This is a genomic window from Ruegeria sp. F11 (genome assembly GCF_056533855.1).
Genome location: NZ_JBQFOW010000005.1, coordinates 219,031 through 245,580, shown reverse-complemented (window position 1 = coordinate 245,580; position 26,550 = coordinate 219,031). Strand labels below are relative to the sequence as shown.

The 26,550-nt window shown below is 60.5% G+C and carries 30 protein-coding genes; 16 read left to right on the top strand and 14 right to left on the bottom strand.

Annotated features, from left to right (window positions below; translation table 11 throughout):
* Positions 1-95 precede the first annotated feature (95 nt).
* Entirely contained in the window at positions 96-1,076 is a 981-nt protein-coding gene (locus ACR0NJ_RS08800) for a TraB/GumN family protein (RefSeq protein WP_480816755.1), read from the bottom strand.
* A gap of 118 nt (positions 1,077-1,194) precedes the next feature.
* Between ACR0NJ_RS08800 and ACR0NJ_RS08795 the strand changes: the two genes are divergently transcribed.
* From ACR0NJ_RS08795 to ACR0NJ_RS08770, 6 genes are all read left to right on the top strand, one after another.
* Entirely contained in the window at positions 1,195-1,869 is a 675-nt protein-coding gene (locus tag ACR0NJ_RS08795) for a DUF2161 domain-containing phosphodiesterase (protein ID WP_480816754.1), read from the top strand.
* 164 nt (positions 1,870-2,033) lie between these two features.
* The gene (locus ACR0NJ_RS08790) at positions 2,034-2,321 is read left to right on the top strand and encodes a co-chaperone GroES (RefSeq protein ID WP_480612517.1); all 288 of its coding nucleotides are present in this window, start codon (positions 2,034-2,036) and stop codon (positions 2,319-2,321) included.
* Positions 2,322-2,375: 54 nt separating this feature from the next.
* Positions 2,376-4,019, top strand: coding sequence for a chaperonin GroEL (groL, locus tag ACR0NJ_RS08785; protein WP_480816753.1), 1,644 nt, complete (start codon positions 2,376-2,378; stop codon positions 4,017-4,019).
* A gap of 245 nt (positions 4,020-4,264) precedes the next feature.
* Entirely contained in the window at positions 4,265-5,107 is an 843-nt protein-coding gene (locus ACR0NJ_RS08780; RefSeq protein ID WP_480816752.1) for a DMT family transporter, read from the top strand.
* A gap of 39 nt (positions 5,108-5,146) precedes the next feature.
* Entirely contained in the window at positions 5,147-5,920 is a 774-nt protein-coding gene (locus tag ACR0NJ_RS08775; protein WP_480816751.1) for an alpha/beta fold hydrolase, read from the top strand.
* Positions 5,917-7,068: an alpha-D-ribose 1-methylphosphonate 5-triphosphate diphosphatase gene (locus ACR0NJ_RS08770; protein WP_480816750.1), complete on the top strand. Its 1,152-nt coding sequence runs from the start codon at positions 5,917-5,919 to the stop codon at positions 7,066-7,068. Before ACR0NJ_RS08775 ends, ACR0NJ_RS08770 begins: the two co-directional genes overlap by 4 nt.
* Before the next feature lie 60 nt (positions 7,069-7,128).
* On the opposite strand, the gene ACR0NJ_RS08765 is transcribed toward ACR0NJ_RS08770, so the two are convergent.
* The 4 genes from ACR0NJ_RS08765 to ACR0NJ_RS08750 form a co-directional block, all read right to left on the bottom strand.
* Entirely contained in the window at positions 7,129-8,196 is a 1,068-nt protein-coding gene (locus tag ACR0NJ_RS08765) for a 5-(carboxyamino)imidazole ribonucleotide synthase (protein WP_480816749.1), read from the bottom strand.
* 2 nt (positions 8,197-8,198) lie between these two features.
* The gene (locus tag ACR0NJ_RS08760; protein ID WP_480816748.1) at positions 8,199-8,954 is read right to left on the bottom strand and encodes an NAD(P)-binding domain-containing protein; all 756 of its coding nucleotides are present in this window, start codon (positions 8,952-8,954) and stop codon (positions 8,199-8,201) included.
* Entirely contained in the window at positions 8,951-9,436 is a 486-nt protein-coding gene (gene purE, locus ACR0NJ_RS08755; RefSeq protein WP_480816747.1) for a 5-(carboxyamino)imidazole ribonucleotide mutase, read from the bottom strand. Before purE ends, ACR0NJ_RS08760 begins: the two co-directional genes overlap by 4 nt.
* Before the next feature lie 64 nt (positions 9,437-9,500).
* On the bottom strand, positions 9,501-9,725 hold the full coding sequence (locus ACR0NJ_RS08750; RefSeq protein WP_010441787.1) for a YdcH family protein: 225 nt from the start codon (positions 9,723-9,725) through the stop codon (positions 9,501-9,503).
* Between the two features lie 164 nt (positions 9,726-9,889).
* Here ACR0NJ_RS08750 and ACR0NJ_RS08745 point away from each other — a divergent pair, with 164 nt between their 5' ends.
* The 4 genes from ACR0NJ_RS08745 to ACR0NJ_RS08730 all read left to right on the top strand — a co-directional run bounded on the left by ACR0NJ_RS08745 (position 9,890) and on the right by ACR0NJ_RS08730 (position 12,383).
* Entirely contained in the window at positions 9,890-10,303 is a 414-nt protein-coding gene (locus ACR0NJ_RS08745; protein WP_058275530.1) for an Hsp20 family protein, read from the top strand.
* A 5-nt stretch (positions 10,304-10,308) separates the two neighbouring features.
* The gene (locus ACR0NJ_RS08740; protein WP_480816746.1) at positions 10,309-10,533 is read left to right on the top strand and encodes a DUF1150 family protein; all 225 of its coding nucleotides are present in this window, start codon (positions 10,309-10,311) and stop codon (positions 10,531-10,533) included.
* A gap of 105 nt (positions 10,534-10,638) precedes the next feature.
* Positions 10,639-11,526 (top strand): PhzF family phenazine biosynthesis protein, encoded by an 888-nt coding sequence (locus ACR0NJ_RS08735; protein WP_480816745.1) that lies wholly within the window; start codon positions 10,639-10,641, stop codon positions 11,524-11,526.
* Positions 11,523-12,383 carry a hypothetical protein gene (locus ACR0NJ_RS08730; RefSeq protein WP_480816744.1) on the top strand — a complete coding sequence of 287 codons (861 nt, stop codon included), beginning with the start codon at positions 11,523-11,525 and terminating at the stop codon, positions 12,381-12,383. Before ACR0NJ_RS08735 ends, ACR0NJ_RS08730 begins: the two co-directional genes overlap by 4 nt.
* Positions 12,384-12,450: 67 nt before the next feature.
* Here the strand turns inward: ACR0NJ_RS08730 and ACR0NJ_RS08725 are convergent, their stop codons facing one another.
* The 4 genes from ACR0NJ_RS08725 to trxB all read right to left on the bottom strand — a co-directional run bounded on the left by ACR0NJ_RS08725 (position 12,451) and on the right by trxB (position 17,530).
* Complete coding sequence (locus ACR0NJ_RS08725; RefSeq protein WP_480816743.1) at positions 12,451-14,169, bottom strand: bifunctional sulfate adenylyltransferase/adenylylsulfate kinase; 1,719 nt, start codon at positions 14,167-14,169, stop codon at positions 12,451-12,453.
* A gap of 196 nt (positions 14,170-14,365) precedes the next feature.
* Entirely contained in the window at positions 14,366-16,057 is a 1,692-nt protein-coding gene (locus tag ACR0NJ_RS08720) for an adenylate/guanylate cyclase domain-containing protein (RefSeq protein ID WP_480816742.1), read from the bottom strand.
* A gap of 63 nt (positions 16,058-16,120) precedes the next feature.
* Complete coding sequence (locus tag ACR0NJ_RS08715; RefSeq protein ID WP_480816741.1) at positions 16,121-16,585, bottom strand: RES family NAD+ phosphorylase; 465 nt, start codon at positions 16,583-16,585, stop codon at positions 16,121-16,123.
* 3 nt (positions 16,586-16,588) lie between these two features.
* Entirely contained in the window at positions 16,589-17,530 is a 942-nt protein-coding gene (trxB, locus tag ACR0NJ_RS08710) for a thioredoxin-disulfide reductase (RefSeq protein WP_480816740.1), read from the bottom strand.
* A 225-nt stretch (positions 17,531-17,755) separates the two neighbouring features.
* On the opposite strand from trxB, the gene ACR0NJ_RS08705 reads away from it, so the two are divergent.
* Positions 17,756-18,256, top strand: coding sequence for an Lrp/AsnC family transcriptional regulator (locus ACR0NJ_RS08705; RefSeq protein WP_480816739.1), 501 nt, complete (start codon positions 17,756-17,758; stop codon positions 18,254-18,256).
* Positions 18,257-18,373: 117 nt separating this feature from the next.
* On the opposite strand, the gene ACR0NJ_RS08700 is transcribed toward ACR0NJ_RS08705, so the two are convergent.
* The 4 genes from ACR0NJ_RS08700 to lgt all read right to left on the bottom strand — a co-directional run bounded on the left by ACR0NJ_RS08700 (position 18,374) and on the right by lgt (position 22,592).
* Positions 18,374-19,156 carry a Hint domain-containing protein gene (locus ACR0NJ_RS08700; protein WP_480816738.1) on the bottom strand — a complete coding sequence of 261 codons (783 nt, stop codon included), beginning with the start codon at positions 19,154-19,156 and terminating at the stop codon, positions 18,374-18,376.
* Positions 19,157-19,885: 729 nt separating this feature from the next.
* Positions 19,886-20,644, bottom strand: coding sequence for a peptidoglycan editing factor PgeF (gene pgeF, locus ACR0NJ_RS08695; RefSeq protein WP_480816737.1), 759 nt, complete (start codon positions 20,642-20,644; stop codon positions 19,886-19,888).
* Positions 20,641-21,708, bottom strand: a complete 1,068-nt coding sequence (locus ACR0NJ_RS08690; protein WP_480816736.1) for a class I SAM-dependent methyltransferase — start codon at positions 21,706-21,708, stop codon at positions 20,641-20,643. Before ACR0NJ_RS08690 ends, pgeF begins: the two co-directional genes overlap by 4 nt.
* Entirely contained in the window at positions 21,705-22,592 is an 888-nt protein-coding gene (gene lgt / locus ACR0NJ_RS08685; protein ID WP_480816735.1) for a prolipoprotein diacylglyceryl transferase, read from the bottom strand. Before lgt ends, ACR0NJ_RS08690 begins: the two co-directional genes overlap by 4 nt.
* A 98-nt stretch (positions 22,593-22,690) precedes the next feature.
* Here lgt and ACR0NJ_RS08680 point away from each other — a divergent pair, with 98 nt between their 5' ends.
* The 5 genes from ACR0NJ_RS08680 to ACR0NJ_RS08660 all read left to right on the top strand — a co-directional run bounded on the left by ACR0NJ_RS08680 (position 22,691) and on the right by ACR0NJ_RS08660 (position 25,887).
* A complete protein-coding gene (locus ACR0NJ_RS08680) occupies positions 22,691-22,939 on the top strand; it encodes an accessory factor UbiK family protein (RefSeq protein ID WP_480816734.1) in 249 nt (82 codons plus the stop codon).
* Between the two features lie 309 nt (positions 22,940-23,248).
* Entirely contained in the window at positions 23,249-23,749 is a 501-nt protein-coding gene (locus tag ACR0NJ_RS08675) for a type III secretion system chaperone family protein (protein WP_480816733.1), read from the top strand.
* 41 nt (positions 23,750-23,790) lie between these two features.
* A complete protein-coding gene (gene proC / locus ACR0NJ_RS08670; protein WP_480816732.1) occupies positions 23,791-24,606 on the top strand; it encodes a pyrroline-5-carboxylate reductase in 816 nt (271 codons plus the stop codon).
* Positions 24,599-24,937: a tRNA-binding protein gene (locus tag ACR0NJ_RS08665; protein WP_480816731.1), complete on the top strand. Its 339-nt coding sequence runs from the start codon at positions 24,599-24,601 to the stop codon at positions 24,935-24,937. The genes proC and ACR0NJ_RS08665 overlap by 8 nt, the downstream gene beginning before the upstream one ends.
* Positions 24,937-25,887: a 2-hydroxyacid dehydrogenase gene (locus tag ACR0NJ_RS08660; RefSeq protein ID WP_480816730.1), complete on the top strand. Its 951-nt coding sequence runs from the start codon at positions 24,937-24,939 to the stop codon at positions 25,885-25,887. Before ACR0NJ_RS08665 ends, ACR0NJ_RS08660 begins: the two co-directional genes overlap by 1 nt.
* Here the strand turns inward: ACR0NJ_RS08660 and ACR0NJ_RS08655 are convergent.
* Positions 25,884-26,462, bottom strand: coding sequence for a thymidine kinase (locus ACR0NJ_RS08655; RefSeq protein ID WP_480816729.1), 579 nt, complete (start codon positions 26,460-26,462; stop codon positions 25,884-25,886). The two genes, ACR0NJ_RS08660 and ACR0NJ_RS08655, sit on opposite strands and share 4 nt — an antisense overlap.
* Positions 26,463-26,550: the final 88 nt, after the last annotated feature.

Genomic DNA, 26,550 nt, shown 5'->3' with positions numbered 1-26,550 from the left:
ATGATAAATTTGCGCGCCTTATAGGGCCGTCGGGGCGGGTTGTCACCCGGCAGCTTTGCCTCTGCGGCGGTTGGTCTTGAAATCGCCGGTTTCGGTCAGAATGGCGCGCGGGTCAGGGTGTAGCCTGCCTGCTGCAATTGGTGCAGAAGACCGTGTTCGCCGCTTAGATGTCCGGCCCCCACCGCGATGACGACGGTTTGGTCCGTGATCGCCAGAATGTGCCGCATCCAGTTGGCGTTCCGGTCGACCAGTATCTGCTGTTCGAAGCCGCTCCATTCGGCGTTGAACACCTCGGGCTCAAGGCCGGAAACTTCCAGCCCGTGAATGCGCGCCAGTTGCATGATCTCGGCGTGTTTCTCTTCGATATAGGCGTTGGCCAGCGTGGTCAGTTGATCTTCGCTTCCTTGAATGGCACCCGACAGGCGCAGGAGGGACTGCACCTGTTCCTCGATCGTGTGGCTGTCGAACATGGCCACAAGGTCTGCGATCTGTTCCAGCGAATGCTGCGGGATGTTTTTCGCTTCGGCCAGTTCAGTCAGGCGCGCATCCATGCCGTGGTTCGCATCGGGGTTTTGCAGCAGGCAGGGTGGTACGCCCAGCATCATGCTCAGAAACCAGGGCCGCATCTTGGCGGCCATCCAGCTAGGAATGCCGCGCTCGGCTAGCGTTGCGGATAGCGTGGCCCAATCCTCTTCGGGTATTAGGTCAATCAGGGTCGGGCCAGAGGTGATCATCACCGGGCTGAGGTCTTTGGCCAAACCCTGTTCAAACGCCTCCATCTCGGCCTGCGTGACCTCGAAGTAAAACGCATCGGCCTGGCTGAGGGATGGGGTCAGACGGTCGACAACCGCCTCCATGCGCGGGTCGGTTGTGTGCAGGGTGCCGATCAGATGCAGAACCGTATCGCCTTTCCGTGCAATCCAGTGGTTGCCTTCCGGAAAGGGGATGTCGGCCATGGCAAGCTGCAACTCTTGCCGTTGCTCGGGCGTCAGGTCGAGCCGGAGGTCGCGCCCCTCACACGCCGCATGGGCAAACGCGGGCAGCAACAGAAAGGCAATGAATGTTATCAGGCGCATAGGTCTATCCATTCGGACGAAGGGGTTGCGCCAAGACATAGCCGTGCCTGCGCATTTCATGCAAGCGGCCCGGTACCGCAACTCTGGCATTCCTCAGCATTTCGAATAGCATGCAGGCATGGACCGCGAGCAGGATCTGTACTCTCCGATCAAGGCGCTGCTGGAGCGTCAGGGCTACACCGTCAAGGGTGAGGTCGGCGCTGCCGATGTGGTGGCCATGCGCGATGGCGAAAACCCGGTCATTGTTGAGTTGAAACTGCGGTTCTCGCTTGCCTTGTTCCATCAGGCGATTGCCCGGCTCAGGATCACCGATCAGGTCTATATCGCGGTCTGCAAGCCCAAAGGGCGGTCTGCGCGCCGGGCGTTGAAGGATAACCTTGCCCTGTGCCGCAGGCTGGGGTTGGGTCTGATCACGGTTCGGGCTGACGGGCGGGTCGAGGTGCAGTGCGATCCCGGCCCATATGCGCCACGTAAGGACAAGGCAAGAACCGCGCGCCTGCTGCGCGAGTTTGACCGGTTGGAGGGTGATCCGAATTCCGGCGGCGCAACGCGCCACGGGATCGTGACAGCTTATCGGCAGGACGCTTTGAAATGCGCTGCGCATCTGGCCGAACACGGCCCGACCAAAGGGTCCGAGGTGGCAGGTGCGGTCGGCGTACCGGTGGCCACACGGTTGATGCGGGAAAACCACTACGGGTGGTTTGAGAAGATTGAAAAGGGCATCTACGGGCTTACATCCGAGGGGGCCGAGGGGCTGAAACACTGGGCTTACAGTTGGGAAGAGGCCGACTGATCCGCCGATAAGCCCCCAATGCCAAAAAATCTTTCACGTCTTGTTGACTCGGGGTTTTCGACCCCCTAGCTATGCGTCGTTATCACTCGGCAAGCATGAGTGCTAACGCCTCGTCATCCGGCGAGGGGAGGATAGATAAACTTTGAGCCCAAGGAGCTGCAAAGATGGCATTGAAACCGCTTCACGACCGTGTGCTGGTCCGTCGCGTTGAAAGCGAAGAGAAAACCGCAGGCGGCCTGATCATTCCTGACAGTGCAAAAGAAAAGCCCAGCGAAGGCGAGGTTGTCTCGACCGGCGAAGGCGCACGCAAGGACAGCGGCGAGCTGATCGCGATGGCCGTTAAGGCCGGTGACAAAATCCTGTTCGGCAAATGGTCGGGCACCGAGGTCACCATCGACGGCGAAGAGCTGCTGATGATGAAAGAAAGCGACATCATGGGGATCATCGAGTAAGCGGCACGCTTTCTCTGATCTTTATTCCAAACATATTTCTCAAGGAGAAACGACATGGCTGCTAAGGACGTCAAGTTCGAAACAGACGCGCGCAATCGTATGCTGGCAGGTGTGAACATCCTGGCCGACGCGGTTAAAGTGACCCTGGGCCCCAAAGGCCGCAACGTGGTTCTGGACAAATCCTTCGGCGCACCGCGCATCACCAAAGATGGTGTTTCGGTTGCCAAGGAAATCGAACTGGAAGACAAGTTCGAAAACATGGGCGCGCAAATGGTGAAAGAAGTCGCCAGCCGCACCAATGACGAAGCCGGCGACGGCACCACCACCGCAACCGTTCTGGCTCAGTCCATCGTTCGCGAAGGCCTGAAGCAGGTTGCTGCTGGCCTGAACCCGATGGATCTGAAGCGCGGCATCGACCTGGCAACCGCCAAGGTTGTTGAAGGCATCAAGTCGGCTTCGCGCGAAGTCAAAGACTCGGCAGAAGTTGCTCAGGTTGGCACCATTTCGGCCAACGGCGAAGCCGAAATTGGCCAGCAGATCGCAGACGCGATGCAGAAGGTTGGCAACGAAGGCGTCATCACCGTCGAAGAAAACAAAGGTCTGGAAACCGAGACCGATGTTGTCGAAGGTATGCAGTTCGACCGTGGCTACCTGTCGCCTTACTTCGTCACCAACGCAGACAAGATGATCGCAGAGCTCGACGACTGCATGATCCTGCTGCACGAAAAGAAACTGTCCTCGCTGCAGCCGATGGTTCCGCTGCTTGAGCAGGTGATCCAGTCGCAGAAGCCTCTGCTGATCATCGCTGAGGATGTTGAAGGCGAAGCGCTGGCGACTCTGGTTGTCAACAAACTGCGCGGCGGCCTGAAAATTGCTGCTGTCAAAGCACCGGGCTTCGGCGACCGCCGCAAAGCCATGCTACAGGACATCGCGATCCTGACCGGCGGTCAGGTCATCAGCGAAGATCTGGGCATGAAGCTCGAGTCCGTGACCATGGACATGCTGGGCACCGCCAAGAAGATCGAAATCACCAAAGACGAAACCACCATCGTCGACGGTGCTGGCGAGAAAGCCGAGATCGAAGCACGTGTTGCTCAGATCCGCACCCAGATCGAAGAAACTTCGTCGGACTACGACCGCGAGAAGCTGCAAGAGCGCGTTGCCAAACTGGCAGGCGGTGTTGCCGTTATCCGCGTCGGCGGCATGACCGAAGTGGAAGTGAAAGAGCGTAAGGACCGCGTTGACGATGCTCTGAACGCGACCCGTGCTGCTGTGCAGGAAGGCGTTGTTGTTGGCGGCGGTGTCGCTCTGGTTCAGGCCGGTAAAGCGCTGAACGATCTGGAAGGTGCAAACGCTGACCAGGATGCAGGCATCAACATCGTGCGCAAGGCCATCGAATCGCCGCTGCGCCAGATCGCTGAAAACGCAGGCGTTGACGGTGCAGTTGTTGCTGGCAAAGTCCGTGAATCGGCTGACGCAGCATTCGGCTTCAACGCTCAGACCGAAGAATATGGCGACATGTTCTCGTTCGGCGTGATCGACCCGGCCAAAGTTGTCCGGACCGCTCTGGAAGATGCGGCATCGGTTGCTGGTCTGCTGGTCACCACTGAAGCGATGGTTGCCGACAAGCCCGCCAAAGAAGGCGCGGCACCTGCCGGTGGCATGCCCGACATGGGCGGCATGGGCGGCATGATGTAAGCACGTCGAGTTCGCTCTGGCGAATTCTGACGACCCCAACAGGCGCTTGGCCAAATGGCCAAGCTGCCGAAAAGGAGGCCGCAGCACAAGATTGACGGGGTCGCTTTCGGGCGGCCTCGTTTCGATTGGAATGCCCGCTGGGCGGGCATGCCTCCGGCGGAGGTATTTTTGAACAGAAGAAGGGCGGCTCGCTGGTTGCGCGAAAGTGAGTGTGCAAACCCTGCCGAACCCGCTATGCGGTTGATATGCGACTGTTTCTGCTTACCGCTTTGACCATGTGCGCCTTTGCGGCGAATTCCATTCTAAACCGTCTGGCCATAGACAGCGGGGCGAGCGACCCGGCGGGTTTTGCAGTGGTGCGCGTTCTGTCCGGTGCGGTTGTTCTGACCGTTCTGGTGTTCTTGAGGCGAGGGCATCTGCCCCTGCGCAACAGGCGCAGGATTGCGGGTGCAGGTGCGCTGTCGCTTTATATGATCGGGTTTTCAATTGCTTATCTAACGCTGGACGCAGGCCTTGGCGCGTTGATCCTGTTCGGAGTCGTTCAGATCACGATGTTTGCCGTCAGTTCTGCCACCGGTGGCGCGCCAACGGGTCGGCAGATTTCCGGGGCGGTGATTGCGTTGGTTGGGTTGACCTATGTGCTGTGGCCGTCCGGGGCCGTTCAGGTCGATCCACTGGGTGCTGGGCTAATGACCGCTGCGGGAATCGGCTGGGCGATCTATTCGCTGGTCGGGCGGACTGAACCGGATGCGCTGGCCGGGACGGCGGCCAATTTCATCGTGGCGCTGCCCGTTACGGGTTTGGCTTTGCTGGCGACGGGCGGGGGCTGGCATATGACTGGAGCGGGCTATCTGCTGGCGGCTCTGTCCGGAGGGGTGACGTCGGGGATGGGCTATGCGCTCTGGTACCGGGTTCTGCCGCAACTTGCTCCTACAACGGCGGCTGTTGTGCAACTGAGCGTTCCGATCATCGCCATAATCGCGGGTGTTGTGCTTTTGGGCGAGGTCGCCAGCCTGCGTCTGATCCTTGGGGCGGCGCTGGTTCTGGGCGGCATTGCGCTCGCGGTGCTGCAACGGAAGCCGCGCTAGGGGTTTAATCCGCCCCTGTTAGGCTTTATCTGGCGGCTTATGAGATACCTGCTCGCCCTGTTTCTGTTCCTTGTTCCGGCTGCGGCTCAGGCCAAATGCGTCGTGCTGCTGCACGGCCTTGCACGGACTGAGGCGTCTTTCACGGTCATGGAGCAGTTGTTCAAAGCGCACGGCTATACCGTTGTGCGCCCGGGGTATCCGTCGACCGACCTGCCCATTCCCGATCTTGCCGACCAGACGCTACCGGATGCATTTGCCGCCTGTGGTGACGACACGGTAGATGTTGTGGCGCATTCCATGGGCGGTATCCTGTTGCGCTATTGGTTGCAGGACAATCACCCGGACAATCTGGGCCGCGTCGTCATGCTTGGCCCGCCCAATCAGGGCAGCCAGCTTGTGGATGAGCTTGGCGCGTGGGAGGTGTTCGGCATGCTCAACGGCCCCGCCGGTTTGGCGCTCGGCACCGGCCCCGAGGGCATCCCGCGAAAACTGCCGCCTGTTGATTTCGAACTGGGCGTGATTGCGGGCGAAAACTCTCTGAATCCGTTGTTTTCATCGATGATTGACGGCAAGGATGACGGCAAGGTCTCGATCGAGACCACCAAGGTCGAGGGGATGGCGGATCACATTGTTTTGCCCGTGACCCATACTTTCATGATGAACAATCCGCGTGTGATGGCGCAAGCACTGCATTTCATCGAGTTCGGCCAGTTTGACCCGCAGATCACCTGGCTGGACGGGGTGCTGGATGCGATTGACGAGATTTGCATCGGGCTGGATTGCTCAGAGCCTGACTCGGAGCCCAGCGAATGACTGCGTTAGACCTAACGCTGACCGGCGCAGAGGTTCTGTTGCCGGAACATGGACTGACGCGCACCGATCTGGCGATTGCGGAGGGTCTGGTCAGCAAAAGCGCGACAGGTCGCCGGATCGACTTGACCGGATATCTGGTTCTGCCGGGGATCGTGGATTTGCATGGCGACGGGTTCGAACGCCACATCGCGCCGCGCCGGGGTGCGATGAAACAGATGGATCAAGGCATCCTGTCGGTCGAGGCCGAACTGGCGGCCAACGGCATAACAACCGCTGTTCTGGCCCAGTTCTACAGTTGGGAAGGCGGAGTGCGCGGCCCGGACTTCGCCGCGCAAGTCTTCGGAGCCATCGCTTCGATCAAAGACAGCACCGTCACCGATCTGATCCCGCAATTGCGGTTCGAGACGCACATGCTGGACGACTACGATGGTCTGCCACAGCGCATTGCCGACTGGCAGGTGCCTTATGTGGTGTTCAACGATCACCTGCCGCATGAGCGTTTGGCGCAGGGCCGCACGCCGCCCCGCCTGACCGGGCAAGCCCTGAAAGCCGGACGCAGCCCCGAGGCGCATCTGGAGATGTTGCAAACCATGCATGCCCGCAGGGACGAAGTTCCATCCGCGCTCACCGCGCTCTGCGCCGACTTGAACCGGCAGGGCGTCCGGATGGGCAGTCATGACGACGCGACCTCTGAGACCCGCGCGTGGTGGCGGCAGGTCGGCGCGACGATCTCGGAATTTCCCGAAACACTCGAGGCCGCCGAGGCCGCTCGCGCCGCCGGGGATCACATCATCCTCGGCTCTCCCAACGTGGTGCGTGGCGGGTCGCACAAGGGCAATGCCAGCGCACTGGACCTGATCGCGATGGGGCTGTGCGATGCGCTGGCCTCGGACTACCACTATCCCAGTCCGCGCCGCGCCGCGCTGATGCTGGCCAAATCCGGCCTGCTGGATATGGCCGGAGCCTGGGCGCTGGTTTCCTCTGGCCCCGCCCGCGTGCTGGGCCTGACGGACCGGGGCACGCTGGCCTCAGGAAAACGCGCGGACCTGACCATTCTGGAGGCGCAGACCGACCGCGTGGCCGCCACCTTTGCGGCAGGGCGGGTCAGCTACATGGCCGGGGATATCGCGGCCCGGTTCGTCACCTGATCCGCGCTTCATCTGGCCAAAAATATCCCCGCCGGAGGCATCGCGCGTCAGCGCGATTTCTCAGCGCACGATCCGGTTGAAATGCCCCATCTTCCGGCCCGGCTTGACCTCGGCCTTGCCATACAGATGCAACGCCACATCCCGCTCGCGCGCCAGTTCGGGCACCCGATCCATGTCGTGACCAATCAGGTTTTCCATCACCACATCCGAATGTCGCTGCCCGTCACCCAAAGGCCAACCCGCTACGGCACGGATATGCTGTTCAAACTGGTCAACGGCGCAGCCATTCTGCGTCCAGTGGCCCGAGTTATGCACCCGCGGTGCGATCTCGTTCACGATCAGACCGCCCGGCGTCACAAACAGTTCGACCCCCATGACCCCGACATAGTCCAGAGCGTTCAGGATGTTGGCGGCCAGCAGAACCGCATCGGTGCGCCGGGCCGGGGGCAGGCGTGCGGGAACGGTGGTGGTGTGCAGGATGCCATCCCGGTGCACGTTCTCACCCGGATCGAAACAGGCGACCTGACCGTCCAGACCGCGCGCAGCGATGATCGAGACCTCGTGGCTGAAATCAACAAACCCCTCAAGGATCGAGGGCGCCCCGGCCATTTCCGCCAACGCGCTTTCGGCATCCTCGGGCGCGCGCAGCCGGGCCTGGCCCTTGCCGTCATAACCGAACCGGCGGGTTTTCAGAATGGCAGGCGTTCCGATCTCGTCAATCGCCGCATTCAGGCTGTCCAGATCGGTGATATCGGCGAAGGGGGCGGTGTGCAGGCCCAGCCCCTGAAGAAAGGTCTTCTCGGTCAGCCGATCCTGACTGACCCGCAGCGCCTCGCGCCCGGGTCGGATCGGACGGTGTGCCTCCAGCAGGTCCAGCGCCTGCGTTGGGATGTTTTCGAATTCATAGGTGATGACATCGACCGAGGCGGCAAAGGCCTTTAGCGCCTCGGCGTCGTCATAGGCGGCGGTCGTGATGCGGTCTGCCACCTGTCCGGCGGGTGGGCTTGCGCCGGGTTCAAAGATATGGGTCAGAAACCCCAGCCGTGCTGCCGCGACCGACAGCATCCGGCCCAGTTGACCACCGCCCAGAATTCCAATCGTTGCGCCGGGGGCGAGCATGTCTGTCATCGTCAGGTCTCCAACCGTTTCCCAATGGCGGTCAACGCCGTGTGTAACGCCTCATGCGCTTTGCCCGCGCGCAAGGTTTCCGTCATCTGCAGGCTCAGCGTGCCGTCTGTTGCCAGCGCGTCGCGTTCCTGCGCCAGCAGCCCCGCTTTGCCCTTTTCCATGACGGAAAGAAAGCCCGCAACCAATTGGGTTGTATAAAATTCCGCCCCGTCCGCATCGCCGGTTTCCCCGGCCAGCCAGTCCGCGCCAGTGGCCAACAGATCCAGCAGGCCCGGCACCATGGCGCAGACTGCGAAATGGGCGTTCAGCGCGGCCTCATCCGCGACTTTGACCACGGGGTTTTCAGGTTCGAAAAGAACGGCCAGAAGGCGGTCATTGCCAAAGGCGGCCAAGGGGCAACCGCCCGCTTCCAAAAAGCCCAGCGGAATGGTCTGCGCAAAATCCGAGGCCGGGGCGCAGAGCATCGCCAGTTGTGCCGCAGGCACGGCAGCCATGACCGATACGATCTGTTGATCCGCGCGGAAGGTGAGCGGCGTCAGGACCTCTTGCGCCAGATGCGGGCGCAGGCAGAGGAACACGATCTCTGACGCGTCGATCACCGCCTGCGGCGCGCCGATGGTAACACCCAGTTCGGCCTTCAATTGTGCCGAGACCTGCGCGTTGCGCTCTGTCACAGCGATCTCGTGACCTTTGGCCGCCAGAAACCGCACCATCGGGGCCGCAATATGCCCGGTACCGATAAAGCCGATACGGCTCATCCCTCGGGTTCTTCAGCGATCGAGGCAGACAGGGCAGCACGCCAAGCCTCCAGCCGCGTGGCCAGAGCCTCGTCCTGCAGTGCCAGAATCCCGGCGGCCATCAGGCCCGCATTGGCCCCGCCTGCAGTGCCGATTGCCATCGTTGCAACCGGGAACCCCTTGGGCATCTGAACAATCGAATAGAGCGAGTCGACCCCCGACAAAGCCCGCGTCTGAATCGGTACCCCAACCACGGGAACCCGCGTTTTCGAGGCCATCATCCCCGGCAAATGCGCCGCCCCGCCAGCACCTGCGATAATCACCTGTAGCCCACGGTCGACAGCGGTTTTGCCATAGTCCCACAACCGGTCCGGGGTGCGATGCGCCGAGACGATGCGTTTTTCGTAAGCAACGCCCAACTCGTCCAGAATATCAGCGGCCTCTTTCATCGTGGGCCAGTCCGACTGGCTGCCCATAATAATGCCTACTTTGATCTCACCCATCCGCAGTGTCCCCGGCTTTTTAAAGAGCGCGAACTATAGCCAAATCCGCCTTCGTGGCAATGCGTCAGGCGATGATGTCGGGGGTCAGGCGATCTTCGATCAGGCGGATGATGTCTTTCAGCCTCAGTTTCTGCTTTTTCAGCCGCTTGATCGTCAACTGGTCCGAGGTTCCCTTGGCCTGCAGCGCCTCAATAGCTTCGTCCAGATCGCGGTGCTGGCGGCGAAAAACTTCAAGCTCAACGCGCAGAACTTCATCTGTTTTCATGGAAAGATCGGTGGGCGCGTTCATGGGCGACTCGGTGGCTGTGGTGGTGCTTGCCACACAAGATAGTGTGTCCGGGTTTATCCCGCCAGACCTTGTGGACATCCCTGTATCTTCCCATATTCTATCATACGCGGTTGCCAGAACGGGGCCGCACCATACGTCGCTTTGACATAAAAGGACGAGACACCGTGTCAAAACTTACCTTGGGCTCATACCCGCATCTTTTGGGGTTCGAGCAACTGGAACGCCTTCTGGAACGGTCTGCAAAGGCCGGAAATGAAGGATATCCGCCCTATAATATCGAACAGACCTCGGACTTTTCGTACCGTATCACCCTGGCGGTGGCCGGGTTCGCGGAAGAGGATCTGTCGATCACCATCGAGGATCGCCAACTGGTGATCCGGGGCCGTCAACGTGACGACAGCGAGGGGCGCATATTCCTGCATCGTGGCATCGCCGCGCGTCAGTTTCAGCGCATGTTCGTGCTGGCCGACGGCGTCGAGGTCGGCGAGGCGATCATGGAAAACGGTCTTCTGCATGTGGACCTGACCCGCGCCGTGCCGGAAACCGTGGTGCAGACAATCAACATAAGAAAGGGGTAAGAGCTATGAATACACCGATTGAAATTAACACCGAAGGGGATCGGATTGTTTACGTAAAAACCGTCGAAGTGGCGGACTTGCCGCGCGATCTGCGCGATCAGGCGGGCGATCTGGATCAGCTTTATGCGGTGCACGATTCAGATGGGCAGCAGTTGGCGCTTGTGGCCGACCGCAAACTGGCCTTTGTGCTGGCCCGCGAACACGACCTGTCCCCGGTGGCCGTTCACTGAACGGCCCCCTCCACGCCGTTTTGGGGCGTGACATTTCCCGCAACACGCGCGACACATACGAACCGGCGGGACCTGCCGCTTGCACTGCATCAGGGATTTATCTGCATGAGCTGGTTCGATTTCGATTGGGTAGACGCATTTAGTGATCGCGCGTTCGGCGGCAACGGATGTGCCGTTGTCCATGGCGGGGCCCATCTGCCCGAAGACGTTTGCACCGCCTATGTCCGCGAAACCTCTCTGGTCGAATGCACGTTTACCGGGCCGTCCGATGTAGCGGATGTAAAAGTACGCTATTTCCTTGCCAGCCGCGAGATTCCCTTTGCAGGGCATCCCACTATTGCCACCGTTGCCGCCATGCGCTCGCGGGGGCTGTTTTCGGGGGATGAACTGACGCTGGAAACTGGCGCCGGGATTGTGTCCATCCGCCTTGCGGGCGATGAGATCGAGATGACCCAGGTCGCGCCCGAATTCGGCGCGCATGTCCCTGCTGACCTTGTGGCCTCGGCGATCAGCTTGCCCGAGGACGCCATCATATCGCCACCGCAGATGGTCTCGACCGGGCTGACCTTTTGCATCACCGTTTTGAAGGATCATGAGGCCCTGCGCGCCGCCAAGCTGGCCGAAGGTCCGCTGCGCGAAGTGGCTGCTAAGGCAGGGTTTTCAGGCTCAGACATGGCCGAGCCGTTTCTGGTCACGCTTAAAGGCGCGACGGAGATGGGCGACACATTCTCGCGCCTGCTGATGGCCCCGCCCAGCCCGCCCGAGGACCCGTTCACCGGGTCGGCGACTGGTGCGATGGCGGCCTATTTGTGGAAATACGGCCTGATGAACAAAGATACATTCACTGCCGAACAAGGCCACGACATGGGCCGTCCGGGGCAGGCCACCGTGACACGCGTTGGTCCGGTTGAGGCGATGACCGGGATCAAGGTCGCCGGGCGCGGCCATGTCCTGATGCGGGGGCAGGTGGATTTGCCGGACAGGCTGCAATGACCGAGCCTGCGATTGCGATATTGCCCTATGGCCACCGGCTTGGCCCTGATCTGGCCAAGGTGCCTCTGGACGAATTGATCTGGCCTGAAGGCTTCCCCGGACGGCTGGAGGGGAAGACAATCGGAGACCTTGAGCCGACCGATCACCTGATCATGTACCCGAATTCGACCGTGCATCTGCGGTGGCGCAGGGGCACCCGCGCGCAGATTTCACTGATGATGGGCGAGCCATCTGCAATCCACGCCAAGCACGACCGTATGCTGCGCTTCACCTGGCGGCGGTTTTTCCGGGTGCTGACCTTTCACGATGTCCTGCTGCAGGGCATCCCCAACGCCGTGTTCCTGCCTTACGGCCCGACGATGGTGCCCAATTGGCGTGATCTCGATGCGACGAAAACCAAATCCTGCTCGCTGATCGCCTCGGCCAAGCGCGATCTTGTGGGGCATCAGTTACGCCATTCTTTGATCGACTGGGTGCGCGAAACCGGGGTGGACGTGGACATCATGGGCCGGGGCTATATGCCGTTCGACGAGAAATCGGACGGGCTTGCGCCCTATCGCTATTCAATCGTGATCGAGAATGTGCGCGAGCGGAATTATTTCTCTGAAAAGCTGACCGATGCGATCCTGTGTGCGACCGTGCCGATCTATTGGGGCTGCCCCAATATCGGCGATTTCATGGATACATCGGGGATGGTCCTGTGCAAAACGCAGGCCGATATCCAGCGTGCGGTCGATTCTATGTCGCCCGAGGATTACGCTGAACGCCTGCCGCATCTGCAAGCCATTCAGCCCAAGGCCGCAGAGTTCGGTGATTTCGAGGGCCGCGCCGTGGCGGCGATCCGGGCCGAGTTGTAATAAACCTTCGTCACAACGAAAAAGCCCCCGGCGGGACCGGAGGCTTTTCAGTGGGTTTTGACTTCGCTTACGACCCGGCGATCAAGCCCATGCTTTCCAGTTTCAGCAGCACCTGATGGGCGCAGTTGTCGACCTCGACATTCTCTGTCTCAACGCTGAGTTCGGGGTTCGCGGGCACGTCGTAAGGGTCGGAAATTCCGGTGAATTCCTTGATCTTGCCCTCTCGCGCCAGTTTGTACAGGCCCTTGCGGTCGCGGCGTTCGCATTCCTCGATCGACGTTGCGACGTGGACTTCACAGAAGGCACCGAATTGTTCGATCTCTTCCCGTACCGCACGACGGGTCGTCGCATAAGGCGCAATCGGCGCGCAGATGGCGATGCCGCCGTTCTTGGTGATCTCGGATGCCACGTACCCGATGCGGCGGATGTTCAGGTCGCGGTGCTCTTTCGAGAAACCCAGTTCCGAGGACAGGTTCTTACGAACAATGTCGCCATCCAGCAGAGTGACGGGACGGCCCCCCATCTCCATCAGCTTAACCATAAGCGCGTTGGCGATGGTGGATTTGCCCGAGCCTGAGAAGCCGGTGAAGAACACGGTAAAGCCCTGCTGGCTGCGCGGGGGTTTGGTCTTGCGCAGCTCGGCCACAACTTCGGGAAAGCTGAACCATTCGGGAATTTCCAGACCTTCGGCCAGACGGCGGCGCAGTTCAGTGCCAGAGATGTTCAGAATCGTGACGTTGTCCTTGTCGGCAATCTCGTCATTTGGCTCGTACTGGGCGCGTTCCTGCACATAAACCATGTGCTTGAAGTCGACCATTTCGACGCCGATCTCATCCTGGAACTGACGGAACAGGTCTTGCGCGTCGTAGGGGCCATAGAAATCCTCACCCGCCGAATTTTTGCCCGGCCCGGCGTGATCGCGGCCCACGATGAAATGGGTGCAACCGTGGTTGGCGCGGATCAGGCCGTGCCAGACCGCCTCGCGCGGGCCGGCCATACGCATCGCCAGGTTAAGCAGCGACATCGAGGTGGTCGAGGCCGGATATTTGTCCAGCACCGCCTCATAGCAGCGGACGCGGGTGAAATGATCAACGTCGCCTGGTTTGGTCATTCCGACAACCGGGTGGATCAGCAGGTTGGCCTGCGCTTCCTTGGCGGCGCGGAAGGTCAGTTCCTGGTGCGCGCGGTGCAGCGGGTTGCGGGTCTGGAAGGCGACGATGCGACGCCAGCCCAGTTTGCGGAAATAGGCGCGCAGCTCGTTCGGCGTGTCGCGGCGGGCGCGGAAGTCATAGTGAACCGGCTGCTGGATGCCGACCACCGGACCGCCCAGATAGACCTTGCCCGCAACGTTGTGCAGATAGTTCACGGCCGGATGGGCATCGTCATCTGCGCCGAACACCTGTTCGGCCTCGCGCGCCTTGTTCGGAGTCCAGCGGTCGGTGACGGTCATGGTGCCGAGGATCACGCCCTCTTGGTCGCGCAGGGCAATGTCCTGACCCAGTTCGATGCTGTCCGCGAAATCTTCGCTGACATCCAGCGTGATCGGCATGGGCCATAGGGTGCCATCCGCCAGGCGCATGTTTTCGACGACGTTGTCGTAATCCGCCTCGCTCAGGAACCCTTTCAGGGGATTGAAGCCCCCGTTCATCAGCAGTTCCAGATCGCAAATCTGGCGCGGGCTCAGATCCCAGCTTGTCAGATCGGCGGCTTCGACCTTCAATTTTTGGGCCGAGTCATAGGACACGTAAAGTTCGGGGATCGGAGCCAGATTGCTTAACATCGTCATCGGAATACTCTTATCGCAGTGGTTTATGACCAGTGATTCTTGGGTGTTTGAGGGGCATTTGCCCCGACTGCCCAATGAAGTCCACAGCCATGCGGAAAACAAAGGAGGATATGCGTCGATTTTGTCCGGATTGGAAGGATTTTCCGGTTCAGTCGGCTAAACCCGACCAGGATCCCGCAATATGGCAACAATTCCGTCACTCAGAGGGTTTGTGTTCCTGCCTGTAAACGGAAGGATCAAAGTCAAACGCCCGAGAGACAGGCAAGGCCGGAACCGGGTGCTGAACACCGCGCAAGTCAAAGCGCTGCAGATCGCCTGCGGGGATGGTCAGGCCCGCCGCATTCAGTAATGCGCCCGAGGCCAACAGTTCTACGCCCAGCGCCTTAGTTTCGCCTTCCAGACGACTGGCGACGTTGACGGCGTCGCCGATGATCGTGCGGGGGGCGTGGCCTTCGGCACCGATCTCACCCAGAACCAGATCGCCCAGATGCAGGCCCATACCGATGCGTATTCTGGGGCTGCCTTCGGCTTCGAGTTTTTCGTTGAACCGCTCCAGAGCCTTGCTGATGTCGATGGCCGCTTCCAACCCGGCCCGGGCCGAGGCGGCGGCATCGGGCTGTTCGAACACGGCCAGCAGCCCGTCACCCATATATTTGTCGACAACCCCGCCATCTGCGGTGATTGCCGGAACGATAGCATCAAAAAAGCGGTTCAGCAGGAACACGATGTCGTACGGCAGCTGCCCCGTGGTGCGCGCCGTAAAGCCGCGCATATCCAGAAACAGGACGGCCAGCTTGCGTTCCTGCCCCTGACTGGCGTGACCCCGGTTGCGCCCACCATCCGGACGATACACGCGATAGATCGAAATCGGGTCGGTCGGGCGGATCTGGCAGGCGAGCCGGGTTTGCGCCGAGGCTCCAACGGCGGCCAAACTGCGGGCCTCAACCTCGCTGGGCGGGGGCAGGCTATCCGAGCCGTCTTCGATGATCACTCGACAAGTGGTGCAGCGCCCCTTGCCACCGCAGAGCGCGATATGCGGGATGCCGTTGGCTTGTGAGATTTCGAGCAGGGTCATGCCCTTTTCTGCCACAACCTCGGGGCCGCGCGTATAGGTTACCCGGACAGAATGCCTGCGCCGCCACAGCTTGCGCCCGATATAAATGATCGCGGTCACGGCCAGTGCCGCGAGGAAGGCCGCCACCGCGTTGTCCTTGACGCTGAACATGGTCTGAAAGGCTTCGGGCGAGGGCCAGTTATAGTGTTCGATATACTGTTCGCGCAGAAACTCATCCGCGAAATCGGCCCAGATACGCCGCCCTTCGGTCAGCAACCCGGCCAGCGCGAACGAAGGGATGAAGACCGCGACCCCGATCAGATAGGGCACGGCCTGTCGCCACCATCCTGTCAGGCGCAGCCACATGTGAAGCCCGATGCAGCCATGCACCCAGACCAGCAAAAGCAGCAGGCTTTGCATCCAGATGGCCGAGTTGGGCCACATTAGCGCGATAATGTACCCCATCTCGTCATTGACGTCGAAAACCTCATGCGCGACGCGGGTTTGCACGATGTGAGAGATCAGTTGCAACGGGATCAGAAGCCCCAGAATGATCTGCAACGCCGTGCTGACCGGCATGCGCAGGGTCCTGCGCTGGGCAATCGAGGTCAGCGCCAGCCCTGAATGCACCAGCAGCGCAACGTAGAGAAACGCGCTCATGACATCGTGGCGGGTGACGGCTTTGCGGCCGTCCTGCATGCCGTGCAGGTAGTCGGTGTGAAACAGGCCCAAGCCGATGTTTATGAAGTGAAAAAAGGCAAAGGTGAACAGGACCAGACCGCTGCCGATCCTGAGCCGGGTCGCCCAGCCTCCACGCCAAAGAACGCTATCCAATCAGATCACCTGCATTCGCCTTGCTTACGCCCGAGTCTGATACGGGCGGGCGAACGGGTCAAGCTAGGGTTGAGAATAACACGGGGTCCATGTGGTTGCCGGGGCATCGACGTGGATCAGGGCAGCGGAGATGCTGAACAGCACGATATGGCTGAGGTCGGGGCGCGAGCGCGAACTGTACAGCAACCCGTCGGCCCCTTGGGAACGCGCGTCGTCCGAGAATTGCCAAGTGGGAGAACGGCCGGAATCGGCGTGAATTTCCTGCCAGACAATCGACGCCGCGCGTTGTCCACGCAGGTCCACCAGCCGAGCCCCCGTGACATGTGCCCGCTGCAGAACCCTTGGCGGGTCGCCCGCTGACACATAACGCCGGATCGCAACCCCGGCCCCCTCGGCGCTGAGCGAGGCGTAGAGCGCAGGTTGGCCAGCGTAATGAAAACGCCCCTCTGGCGCCTTTGCGGGGGCCAGAGGGGCTTCGATTTGCGATAGGAACAGAATTCTCCAGACCGGGCCCGAGAATTCCAGCACCTGTTACTCCTGCTCCGCCAGGAACCGTTCTGCGTCCAACGCAGCCATACAGCCCATGCCCGCGCTGGTGACGGCCTGACGGTAGACGTGGTCCGTCAGGTCGCCTGCCGCAAAAACCCCCGGAATCGAGGTTTGGGTGGTTCCGGGCTTGGTCACGACATAGCCGCCCATGTGGGTTTCCAGCGTGTCCTTGACCAACTCGTTGGCAGGCGCGTGGCCGATGGCGACGAAGACGCCTTTACAGGGAATCTCGGTGATCTCGCCGGTTTTGACGTTCTTGACCCGGACCCCTTCGACCCCCAACGGGGCATCGGTGCCGATCACCTCATCCAACTCGTGGAACCACAGCGGTTCGATCTTTTCGTTCTTCATCAGACGGTCCTGCAGGATCTTCTCGGCCCGCAATTCGTCGCGTCGGTGGATCAGAGTAACCTTGCTGGCGAAATTGGTCAGGAATAGCGCTTCTTCCACAGCGGTGTTGCCGCCGCCGATCACGACGATTTCCTGCCCGCGATAGAAGAACCCGTCACAGGTTGCACAGGCCGAGACGCCGAAGCCCTTGAATTTCTCTTCCGACGGCAGGCCCAGCCATTTTGCGCGGGCACCGGTGGCCAGAATGACGGCGTCGGCGGTGTACGTGGTGCCGCTGTCGCCCTTAGCGGTGAAGGGCCGCTGGCTCAGGTCCAGATCGCTGATGATGTCGCCGATCACCTCGGCCCCCATTGCTTTAGCATGGTCCTGCATCCGGACCATCAGATCGGGGCCCTGAACTTCGGTGTCGCCGGGCCAGTTCTCGACCTCGGTGGTGGTGGTCAGCTGGCCGCCGGGTTCGATCCCCTGAACCAGAATGGGGTTTAGCATCGCGCGGCTGGCATAAACGCCGGCCGTGTATCCTGCGGGCCCCGATCCGATGATCAGAACCTTGGTGTGACGTGTCTCGGTCATGGTATCCCCGCTCGAACTGCCTGAACCGGGCCGTTTGCCCGTCGCTCCGATATAGCGAGGGGCGGGCAGGGCTTAAAGCCCCCTCTTGCCCGTGAACCGCTATGCACCCAGGGCAGGGCAGCGCCGGACCAGAGAATTACAAGATCAACAATGTTGCGCAGATGCGAAACATTATTGCGCATGAGCGGGGTGCTGATATAACAACCGAAAAATCAGGAGCATTCGATGGTCACGACTCGGCTGGATGAAATCGACCGCAAGATTCTGGCGGAATTGCAGGCGGACGGTCGCATGACCAATGTTGAGCTGGCCAAACGTGTCGGAATCTCGGCCCCGCCCTGCCTGCGGCGGGTGCGCACGTTGGAAGAATCCGGCTACATCACAGGCTACCATGCCGATGTGAATGCCCGCGAACTGGGATTCGAGGTGCAAGTCTTTGTGATGGTCGGTCTAGACAGTCAGGCCGAATCAGAACTCAGCGCGTTCGAGGAACGCTGCCGCGACTGGCCGCTGGTTCGCGAATGCCACATGCTGAACGGCGAGGTGGATTTCATGCTGAAATGCGTGGCCCCGGACCTAAGCAGTTTTCAGCAGTTTCTGACCGGCGATCTGCTGACCACGCCGAACGTGGCCAGCGTCAAGACATCGCTTGTTATCCGAGGCGCAAAAGACGAGCCAGGCGTGCCGTTCGACGTTTTGGAAGAACGAATGAACCGGACGGCGTAAGCTGCGCGTTTCGTGTAGCCGGTGCGATTGGCGGCAACATGGCCGCAATCGCCAACGAAAGTATCCAACTTAGTAATATCTGCATAATGCCCCCACACTGCAGCAATCATTAACGTCTCAGGCCGATATCGCGTCCACCTCTCCGTCTCCGGCGCGCGGCATCAGCAGCGGGCCAAAATCGTTCAGCGATTCGATATGCGCGAACAGGTTCAGATAGATTGACCTTAGCGAATGGCTGATCATCCGGACCGCGTTCACACCTGGGTGATATGTTTCAAATTGTAAACCATCCACGCGAATAACGGAATGCCGTTTTAGGCAAATGTGAAACAATTCCACGGGCGTAGGTGGCATTGTCTCAATCACGCCCATCCCGTCCTGAAACTCGGAAACCGGTGTCAGAATCGGTTCACCACCATTCAAGTGGCGCAGATGTGCAGGTGTGCTCAGAATGCGGGCCGACGGGCCGGCAATGACGCCTGACATGGGTTTTTGCATGCCGAATGTATCGGCCATGATCCGCGTTAGCGGGCGCGTGCGCCCCCGTGCGTCTTCGCGGCCGGGGATCAGAGTGACAGACCCCTTCCACACTACCGTTTCCGATGCGCCATCCTGCGTCAGAACCGTATCGCCGGGCATCAGATCCTCGATCGCCATCGGGCCCAGTTCGGTTTCTACCAGCGAGCCACGGGTAAAGGCGCAAAACGCGTCTTCGAACATGGGCAACGCGGGCGCGATATGGCGGGTCTGCGCGACCTCGCCGTTCTTCAGCAACGTGCTGACTTCGTAGCGGCGCAGTTGCGCTTTTCTTTTGGTGGCCGGGCGCGGTGCGTTTTTCAGCAATGCCGTCGTTTCGACAGCGTTTCTGGCCGCGCGGGCCAATGAATTAGGAATAGTCATTAATATTCCTTCCCCTCTAAATGTCCGACCAGCCGAGAGAAATCCCCGTACACTCCCGCCTGATGGTTTGGTTCTTTGCCTTGAAATAAATGGACAACCTCAGGGTGCCGGTCTGTAATCCAGCACACAGCGAATAAATTCCGCATCCCATTGGTCAACACATTGACCCCCCAGACAAACTCGTACTCTGCGGGTGGCAAATTCCCGCAAACACGCTCCGAACACTGGTCGCGGTCAGGGCCGCGACCCGCAACGCATCAGACCGGAGCCGTACCCGATGCGCCTTAAACCCGTTGGGACCGGCAGCTGGCCCCTTGGGTATCCTGTTTCAGCGGCGCGTTGCCAAACGGCGCGCGACCCTGAGGGAGTTGCTTGAAACCCGCTTCCACGGCATTTCCAGCTTCTGGTCCCGAGCCGCCGCAACCACGGCGCTGAGAAACCGAGATTTTGTCTTCATTCTCTGATCCTGCTCTGCTTGGGGTCTGATGCCCCGTTTCCCTTGTGAACCTTATGTGACGCCCGTTTGCGGCGCGGATAAGGCTGAACCGGGATCAATTGCGGATAAAAAATGAAGTTTGATATTTACCTTTTCCATGAAGGCCAGACATCAACGGTCTGTAAGTCAGATAACCACCTGAGGACTGGCACAAATTCCACACGATTCTTGAAACCGGTAAACACAATAAATGTGGCGGAAAGGTGGCGTATTTGCCTTAATTGTGGCGAAGTCTACAATCTGATGGCCGAGATCAGGCGGCCATAGTCGGCCTCTTTCGCGTGGGTCGCGCGGCGATAGGAATAGAAGCGGTCCGGGTCGGAATAGGTGCAATGCCGGGTCCATTCGACCTGATCCAGACCCGCCTGCCGCAGCCGGTGCAGACCAAAGGCGGGCAGGTCGAACAGCAGCCTGTCCCCCTGACCATTGGCGAAGAAACGTACGTTATCCGGCGCATCGGCGGTGAAATCGTCCAGAAACTCAGGGCCGACCTCATAAGCGCGCTGCGAGATGGTGGGGCCGATCACCGCGCGGGTGTTTTCGCGTGATGCGCCCAACTCCTCCATCGCGTCCAGCGTGGATTCGAGCACGCCGCTCAGTGCGCCGCGCCAGCCTGCATGGGCGGCGCCGATCACTTTGGCGTCAGGGTCGGCAAACAGAACCGGCTGGCAGTCGGCGGTCAGGATGGTTAACGCCAGTCCGGGGGTCGCTGTGACCACGGCATCGGCTTTGGGCTTTGCGCCGTTCATAAGGCCATCGACCGTGATCACGGTCGGGGAGTGCACCTGATGCACGCCGATCAGGGCGTCTGGTTCAACCTCCATCGCGTCGGCCACGCGGCGGCGGTTCAAGGCCACGACCTCGGACAGGTCCGACGATCCGTGGCCGCAGTTCAGCCCCGAGAATATCCCGGACGAGGCCCCCCCCCGCCGGCTGAAAAACCCGTGCCGAACAGGGGACAGCATGTCCGAGGTCAGAATTTCCAATGTCATGGTTCCAGTCCCGGTGGTGGCGCAGAGTGAAGCGGATAGAGACCCAGTACTTTGAACAGGTTTCCCATTTCACCCGGGTGCGTCAACCGGCGATGTGCGGCAATCAGGTTTTCCAACTGCGAACCGCTTTCAGATTGGGCCAGAGCCTGCGCCCGGGCGGTGATGCCGAGCCGTTCCAGAAACACGCCCTGAGGCGTCAGCCGCGTATGGGCGCAACCTGCGGCCTGTGCCGCAATGGCCAGAGGTTCAAAATCCACATGCGCCGTCAGATCGGCCTGACACGGCGCGTCCAGCGGATCGGTTCTTTCATGCACCCTGAGCGCCTGCAACGTGTCGCCCAGCGAATGCCAATCGCCGTAGTCCACGATCAGCGCGGCCCCGCCATGCCTCGCAATCCGCCCGGCGACTTCCGTCAGAATCGGAATCGCCCCGGCGCAGAGTTCGACCAGATCGCCGTCCTTTGTGTCTTCAAGCCGGTCGCTCAGCGCCGCTTGTGGCGCTTCCGGACCCAGCCCGAAGGTCAAATAGCCGTCCGCTTCACCGATCAGACGTTCCCGCCAGCCTTGATTATCCCTTTGAAATTGGCGGATGGGCAAGGCATCGAAGAACTCATTCGCCACCAGAAACAACGGCAGGTCCGGAAAATCCGCAGCGCTGTTGATCCAGCGCGGTTCATACTCCTTAAGTGTCTCGGCCTGTATGGATTTCAACGCAAGGGAGGCTTCTAACAGAACAACCTGCGCCGCCGCGTGAAACCCCGGCACCCCGCGCGTGGCGCGCAGGATATCGGCCATCAAGGTCCCGCGCCCCGGTCCAAGCTCGGCCAGCGCCACTTGCGAAGGCTGCCCCTGATCGAGCCAGCTTTGCGCAAGGCTCAGGCCGATCAGTTCCCCGAACATCTGGCTGATTTCCGGTGCGGTGATGAAATCTCCACGCGCGCCCAGCGGGTCGCGCGTGCTGTAGTATCCCAGGGTAGGGTGCAGCAGGCATTCGGCCATGTAGTCGGCCACGCTCATCGGGCCATCCTGACGGATGCGCGCGATCAGGTGATCGCGCAGGCTCATGCCGCCGAACGCGCGCGCAGCGCAAACCAAAGGCCGAGCGCGATCATCGGCAGGGACAAGAGCTGCCCCATCGTCAGGCCGTAGCCACCCAGATGCAGCGCCAGCCCCAACGGGTTGCCCTCGGACACAAACTGGGCGTCCGGTTGGCGAAAGAACTCGACAATAAAGCGCGAGGCTCCGTAGCCTGCCAGAAACACCCCCATGACAAGACCCGGTCTGCGAAACGCGCCGCGGCGATAGGCGAGCCAGATCAGCAGCGTGCCGAGCAAAAGCCCCTCAAGCGCCGCCTCATATAGCTGCGAGGGGTGGCGCGCGCACAGGCCGGCCACAACGCCGGGGCAATCCTGCGCTGCACCGCCGGGGAAGATCACCGCCCAGGGCAGTTCGCTGGGGCGGCCCCAAAGCTCGGCATTGATGAAGTTGGCCAGACGGCCCAGCAGCAGGCCAGGGGGCACTGTGTAGGCAATCAGGTCGCCCAGCGACAAAGCCGGAATCCGATGACGGCGCGCAAACAGAAAGGATGCGATCACGACGCCCAAAAGGCCTCCGTGAAAGGCCATCCCGCCCTGCCAGACCTTCAGGATGTCCGCCGGATGCGACAGGTAGTAGGCGGGCTGATAAAACAGCACAAAACCCAGTCGCCCACCCAGAATAACGCCGAGGATGATCCACGTGACCAGATCCTCAAGCTGATCGGCGCGCATCGGGGGTGTCTCATCGCGCCACAGGGCCGGGCGGCGCAGCGCCATCGCGGCCATCCTCCACGCGATGAGAATGCCCGCGATATAGGCCAGCGCGTACCACCTGAGCGCGAACTCGAACCCGAACAGCGAGATCGAGAACAATTCGGGTGACAGATCGGGGAAATTCAGAACAGCCTGCATGTGCGTCTCATTGCCCGGGGTTTGCGGGGCAAGTCAACCTTGAGCCTGGGCCATTCTTTACCCATATAGAGAACAACCGCGATTTCGGAGTTAAAGCCATGCAAACCCGCAACAAGATCCTCGATGATGTTTCCCAACTGATGACCAACGCCATGGGTGTGGCGCAGGGCGCGCGGGAAGAGGCCGAAAATGCGATGAAGTCGATGATCGACCGCTGGCTGGCCGACCGCGATTTTGTCACCCGCGAGGAATTCGATGCCGTCCGTGCGATGGCCCAGAAAGCGCGCGAAGAAAACGCTGCTCTCGAAGCGCGCATTGAGGCGCTTGAGGCGAAACTGGACAAATAACGCCCTTTCCAAGGATTCGATGAGATCAAATCGCCGTGCAATCCGTGGTTGGATTGTGCGGCGACGTGAATCTTGCCGCCTTGCAGAATTTAATCAAGACAAAGCTGCACGGGACGCCAATATTTTGATCGGCGTTGCCATTCGTCCACAACTTATTGCTGTTATCCCCAATAATTAGGGTTGTCAGAACCAATCTTGCATCGCACCATATTTAGTACAAGCCTACGGGGGAAGCCCGGCTTGTAGAGCAGGCAACTAGCGCTGGGGCGCTGCCAGCCCCTAAATGCTAGAGAGTAGTGAGGTGGCATTATGGCCCTTTCCGAGCAGTTTCTAGAAGAAGACCTTCATCCAATCGATATTGTTGAACATCTGGCTGAACATCACGACTGGGATTTCGACCGCATCGGCGACGATCAGATCGCCATGGCGGTTGAAGGGCAGTGGCGGACATACTCCATCACTCTGGCCTGGTCCAACTATGACGAAACACTGCGCATGGTGTGTTCCTTCGAGATGGAGCCGCCGAACGAGCGTGAATCCGAACTGTATGAGTTGCTCAACAGAATGAACGACCAGTGCTGGGCGGGGGCCTTCACCTATTGGGCGAACCAGAAGCTGATGGTTTATCGCTACGGTCTGGTGCTTGCGGGTGGCCAGATGGCCAGCCCCGATCAGATCGACACGATGATCACCGCCGCCGTTATGAGCGCCGAGCGCTACTATCCGGCGATCCAACTGGTGACATGGGGCAACCGAACGCCCGAAGACGCGATGCAAGTCGCCATTGCAGAGGCCTACGGCCGGGCGTAAAGCTTTGCCCCGAACCATTACGTCAGGGGAGGGGCAAACCAATGGACATGTCTCGCGTGGCCGAGCAGGGTCTGGTGCTTTTGGGGTGCGGAAAGATGGGTTCCGCAATGCTGGCGGGTTGGCTGGAACACGGCCTGCCCGCCGCTTCCGTTTGGGTGATTGATCCCTATCCCTCGGATTGGCTGAAAGCACAGGGCGTCAACATCAACACACCTCTGCCCGAAGCGCCTGCCGTGGTGCTGGTGGCCGTCAAACCGCAAATGATGGGCGAGGCCTTGCCCGCCATTCAGGCGCTGGGCGGGGGCGGTAGCCTGTTCATTTCGGTGGCTGCGGGGACGGCTATTGCCACCTTTGAGAAGGTTCTGGGTGCGGGTACACCGATCATCCGTGCGATGCCGAACACGCCTGCCGCGATACGTCAGGGGATCACCGCAGTGATTGGCAACGCCCGGTCTTCGGCAGATGATCTTGAGCTGGCCGAAAACCTTTTGTCAGCCATCGGCGAAACTGTGCGTTTGGATTCGGAATCACAAATGGATGCCGTGACCGGCCTCAGCGGGTCCGGTCCGGCCTATGTATTTCACCTGATCGAAACGCTGGCCGCTGCCGGTCAGGCGCAGGGGTTGCCGCATGATCTGGCAATGAGGTTGGCCAAATCCACCGTGGCCGGGGCAGGGGCGCTGGCGATGGCGGCCGAGGAAGACCCCTCGCAACTGCGCATTAACGTGACCTCGCCCAATGGCACCACGCAGGCCGCTTTGGAGGTGCTGATGCACGAGGAAGAGGGGTTCCCCGACCTGCTGCACCGCGCGGTCAAAGCCGCAACCGACCGATCTAAGGAGCTGTCCCGTGAGTGAGATTACCTTTGACGAGTTCCTCAAGGTCGACATCCGCGTGGGCGAAGTCACCCGCGCCGAGCCCTACCCCGAAGCCCGCAAACCCGCGATCAAGATGTGGATCGACTTTGGCGATGAGATCGGCGAGCGCAAAACCTCGGCGCAGATCACCGCGCATTACGATCCGGCAACGCTGGTGGGAAAGCAGGTGATGGCGGTGGTGAATTTCCCGCCGCGCCAGATCGGCAAATTCATGTCCGAGGTGCTGGTGCTGGGCCTGCCGGATGAAAACAACGAAATCGTTTTGATCGGCCCGGATGGCAAAGTGCCAACCGGGGGAAGGATGCACTGATGAAGCTTCTGATCGCCCGCCCGATGACCGCCGCTGTAGAGACCCGCGCCAAGGCCGAGTTCGATGTCGAGATCCGCAGCAATACTCTGCCAATGACGCCAGATGAAATGCGGCGGGCGTTGACCGAGTTCGACATTGTGGTGCCAACGCTGGGCGACTTGTTCTCAGCGCAGGTTTTTACCGAGGCGCCTAATCCCCGCTGCAAGCTGCTGGCCAATTTCGGCGTCGGGTACAACCATATCGACGTGAACGCGGCCCGCGCCGCAGGCGTGGCCGTGACCAACACGCCGGGCGCCGTTACCGACGCCACCGCCGACATCGCTATGACCCTGCTGCTTTCCACCGCCCGCCGCGCGGGCGAGGGGGAACGGCTGGTCCGCAAGGGCGACTGGCAGGGTTGGCACCCGACCCAGATGCTGGGTCATCACGTCACCGGCAAGCGTGTCGGCATTGTCGGGATGGGACGCATCGGTCAGGCGATTGCAAGACGGTGTCATTTTGGCTTCGGTATGTCGGTCGCCTATCAATCGCGCAGCACCAAGGATGTTGATTTACCTGCCGAGTACATCCCGGACCTGAACGCCCTGGCCGCAGCAGTGGATTTCCTTGTGATCGCCGTACCCGGCGGCGCAGAAACACAGCACCTGATCAACGCGCAGGTGCTGGAAGCCATGAATCCGACCGCCATCCTGATCAACATCGCACGCGGCGAAGTCGTGGACGAAGCCTCCCTCATTGCAGCCCTTCAGGCAGGACAAATCGCAGGCGCCGGTCTGGACGTCTATGAGTTCGAACCAACCGTCCCCAATGCGCTGATCGATATGGAAAACGTCACTCTGTTGCCACATCTGGGCACCGCGACCGAGGAAGTGCGCACCAGCATGGGGCACATGGCCTTGGACAATGTGGCGGCCTTTATCGCGGGAACGGACCTGCCGAACCCAGTCTAGGCCCCCACGGCCTCGCGCCAGTGTTTGCGGCAGAGCGAGACATAGGTCTCGTTCCCGCCGATCTGGACCTGTGCGCCTTCGGTGATGGTGTTGCCGTTCTCGTCCTGACGAATCACCATCGTGGCCTTGCGCCCGCATTCGCAGATCGTGCGCACCTCGCGCATCTCATCGGCCAGCGCAAGCAGGGCAGCGGAACCGGGAAACAGCTTGCCCTGAAAATCGACCCTCAAGCCATAAGCCAGAACGGGAACCTTCAGGTCATCCACCGCGCGGGCCAGTTGCCAGACCTGATCCTCGGACAGAAACTGCGCCTCATCCACAAACACACAGGCAACGCGACCTTCGGCTATTCGCGTTTCGATCATCGAAAACACGTCGTCATCGGGACGAAACGTATCCGCCTGCTCTGAAATCCCAATGCGCGAGGCGATCCGTCCGACACCCGCACGCTTATCCATGGCGGCGGTCATCAGATAGGTGTCCATGCCCCGCTCGCGATAGTTATGCGAGGCCTGCAGCAACACGGTCGATTTGCCCGCGTTCATGGTGGAGTAGTTGAAATACAGCTTTGCCATGCGGCGGGTCTAGAACGCCGGGGACAAAGGAACAAGTCATCAATAGCTTGAGGGAAGCGACGTCGCCATTACAGCTGCGAAGACCGAG

Bases quoted from the DNA above. Each gene is read 5' to 3' on its own strand.
- groL (WP_480816753.1), top strand. From the start codon at position 2,376: ATGGCTGCTAAGGACGTCAAGTTCGAAACAGACGCGCGCAATCGTATG.
- trxB (WP_480816740.1), bottom strand. From the start codon at position 17,530: ATGACCGAGACACGTCACACCAAGGTTCTGATCATCGGATCGGGGCCC.
- ACR0NJ_RS08765 (WP_480816749.1), bottom strand. From the start codon at position 8,196: ATGACAGACATGCTCGCCCCCGGCGCAACGATTGGAATTCTGGGCGGT.
- ACR0NJ_RS08790 (WP_480612517.1), top strand. From the start codon at position 2,034: ATGGCATTGAAACCGCTTCACGACCGTGTGCTGGTCCGTCGCGTTGAA.
- ACR0NJ_RS08725 (WP_480816743.1), bottom strand. From the start codon at position 14,169: ATGACGATGTTAAGCAATCTGGCTCCGATCCCCGAACTTTACGTGTCC.
- ACR0NJ_RS08800 (WP_480816755.1), bottom strand. From the start codon at position 1,076: ATGCGCCTGATAACATTCATTGCCTTTCTGTTGCTGCCCGCGTTTGCC.
- ACR0NJ_RS08660 (WP_480816730.1), top strand. From the start codon at position 24,937: ATGAAGCTTCTGATCGCCCGCCCGATGACCGCCGCTGTAGAGACCCGC.
- ACR0NJ_RS08730 (WP_480816744.1), top strand. From the start codon at position 11,523: ATGACCGAGCCTGCGATTGCGATATTGCCCTATGGCCACCGGCTTGGC.
- ACR0NJ_RS08780 (WP_480816752.1), top strand. From the start codon at position 4,265: ATGCGACTGTTTCTGCTTACCGCTTTGACCATGTGCGCCTTTGCGGCG.
- ACR0NJ_RS08690 (WP_480816736.1), bottom strand. From the start codon at position 21,708: ATGAGCCTGCGCGATCACCTGATCGCGCGCATCCGTCAGGATGGCCCG.
- purE (WP_480816747.1), bottom strand. From the start codon at position 9,436: ATGGGTGAGATCAAAGTAGGCATTATTATGGGCAGCCAGTCGGACTGG.
- ACR0NJ_RS08655 (WP_480816729.1), bottom strand. From the start codon at position 26,462: ATGGCAAAGCTGTATTTCAACTACTCCACCATGAACGCGGGCAAATCG.
- proC (WP_480816732.1), top strand. From the start codon at position 23,791: ATGGACATGTCTCGCGTGGCCGAGCAGGGTCTGGTGCTTTTGGGGTGC.
- ACR0NJ_RS08735 (WP_480816745.1), top strand. From the start codon at position 10,639: ATGAGCTGGTTCGATTTCGATTGGGTAGACGCATTTAGTGATCGCGCG.
- ACR0NJ_RS08680 (WP_480816734.1), top strand. From the start codon at position 22,691: ATGCAAACCCGCAACAAGATCCTCGATGATGTTTCCCAACTGATGACC.
- ACR0NJ_RS08750 (WP_010441787.1), bottom strand. From the start codon at position 9,725: ATGAACGCGCCCACCGATCTTTCCATGAAAACAGATGAAGTTCTGCGC.
- pgeF (WP_480816737.1), bottom strand. From the start codon at position 20,644: ATGACATTGGAAATTCTGACCTCGGACATGCTGTCCCCTGTTCGGCAC.
- ACR0NJ_RS08700 (WP_480816738.1), bottom strand. From the start codon at position 19,156: ATGACTATTCCTAATTCATTGGCCCGCGCGGCCAGAAACGCTGTCGAA.
- ACR0NJ_RS08770 (WP_480816750.1), top strand. From the start codon at position 5,917: ATGACTGCGTTAGACCTAACGCTGACCGGCGCAGAGGTTCTGTTGCCG.
- ACR0NJ_RS08740 (WP_480816746.1), top strand. From the start codon at position 10,309: ATGAATACACCGATTGAAATTAACACCGAAGGGGATCGGATTGTTTAC.
- ACR0NJ_RS08705 (WP_480816739.1), top strand. From the start codon at position 17,756: ATGGTCACGACTCGGCTGGATGAAATCGACCGCAAGATTCTGGCGGAA.
- ACR0NJ_RS08795 (WP_480816754.1), top strand. From the start codon at position 1,195: ATGGACCGCGAGCAGGATCTGTACTCTCCGATCAAGGCGCTGCTGGAG.
- ACR0NJ_RS08760 (WP_480816748.1), bottom strand. From the start codon at position 8,954: ATGAGCCGTATCGGCTTTATCGGTACCGGGCATATTGCGGCCCCGATG.
- lgt (WP_480816735.1), bottom strand. From the start codon at position 22,592: ATGCAGGCTGTTCTGAATTTCCCCGATCTGTCACCCGAATTGTTCTCG.
- ACR0NJ_RS08775 (WP_480816751.1), top strand. From the start codon at position 5,147: ATGAGATACCTGCTCGCCCTGTTTCTGTTCCTTGTTCCGGCTGCGGCT.
- ACR0NJ_RS08675 (WP_480816733.1), top strand. From the start codon at position 23,249: ATGGCCCTTTCCGAGCAGTTTCTAGAAGAAGACCTTCATCCAATCGAT.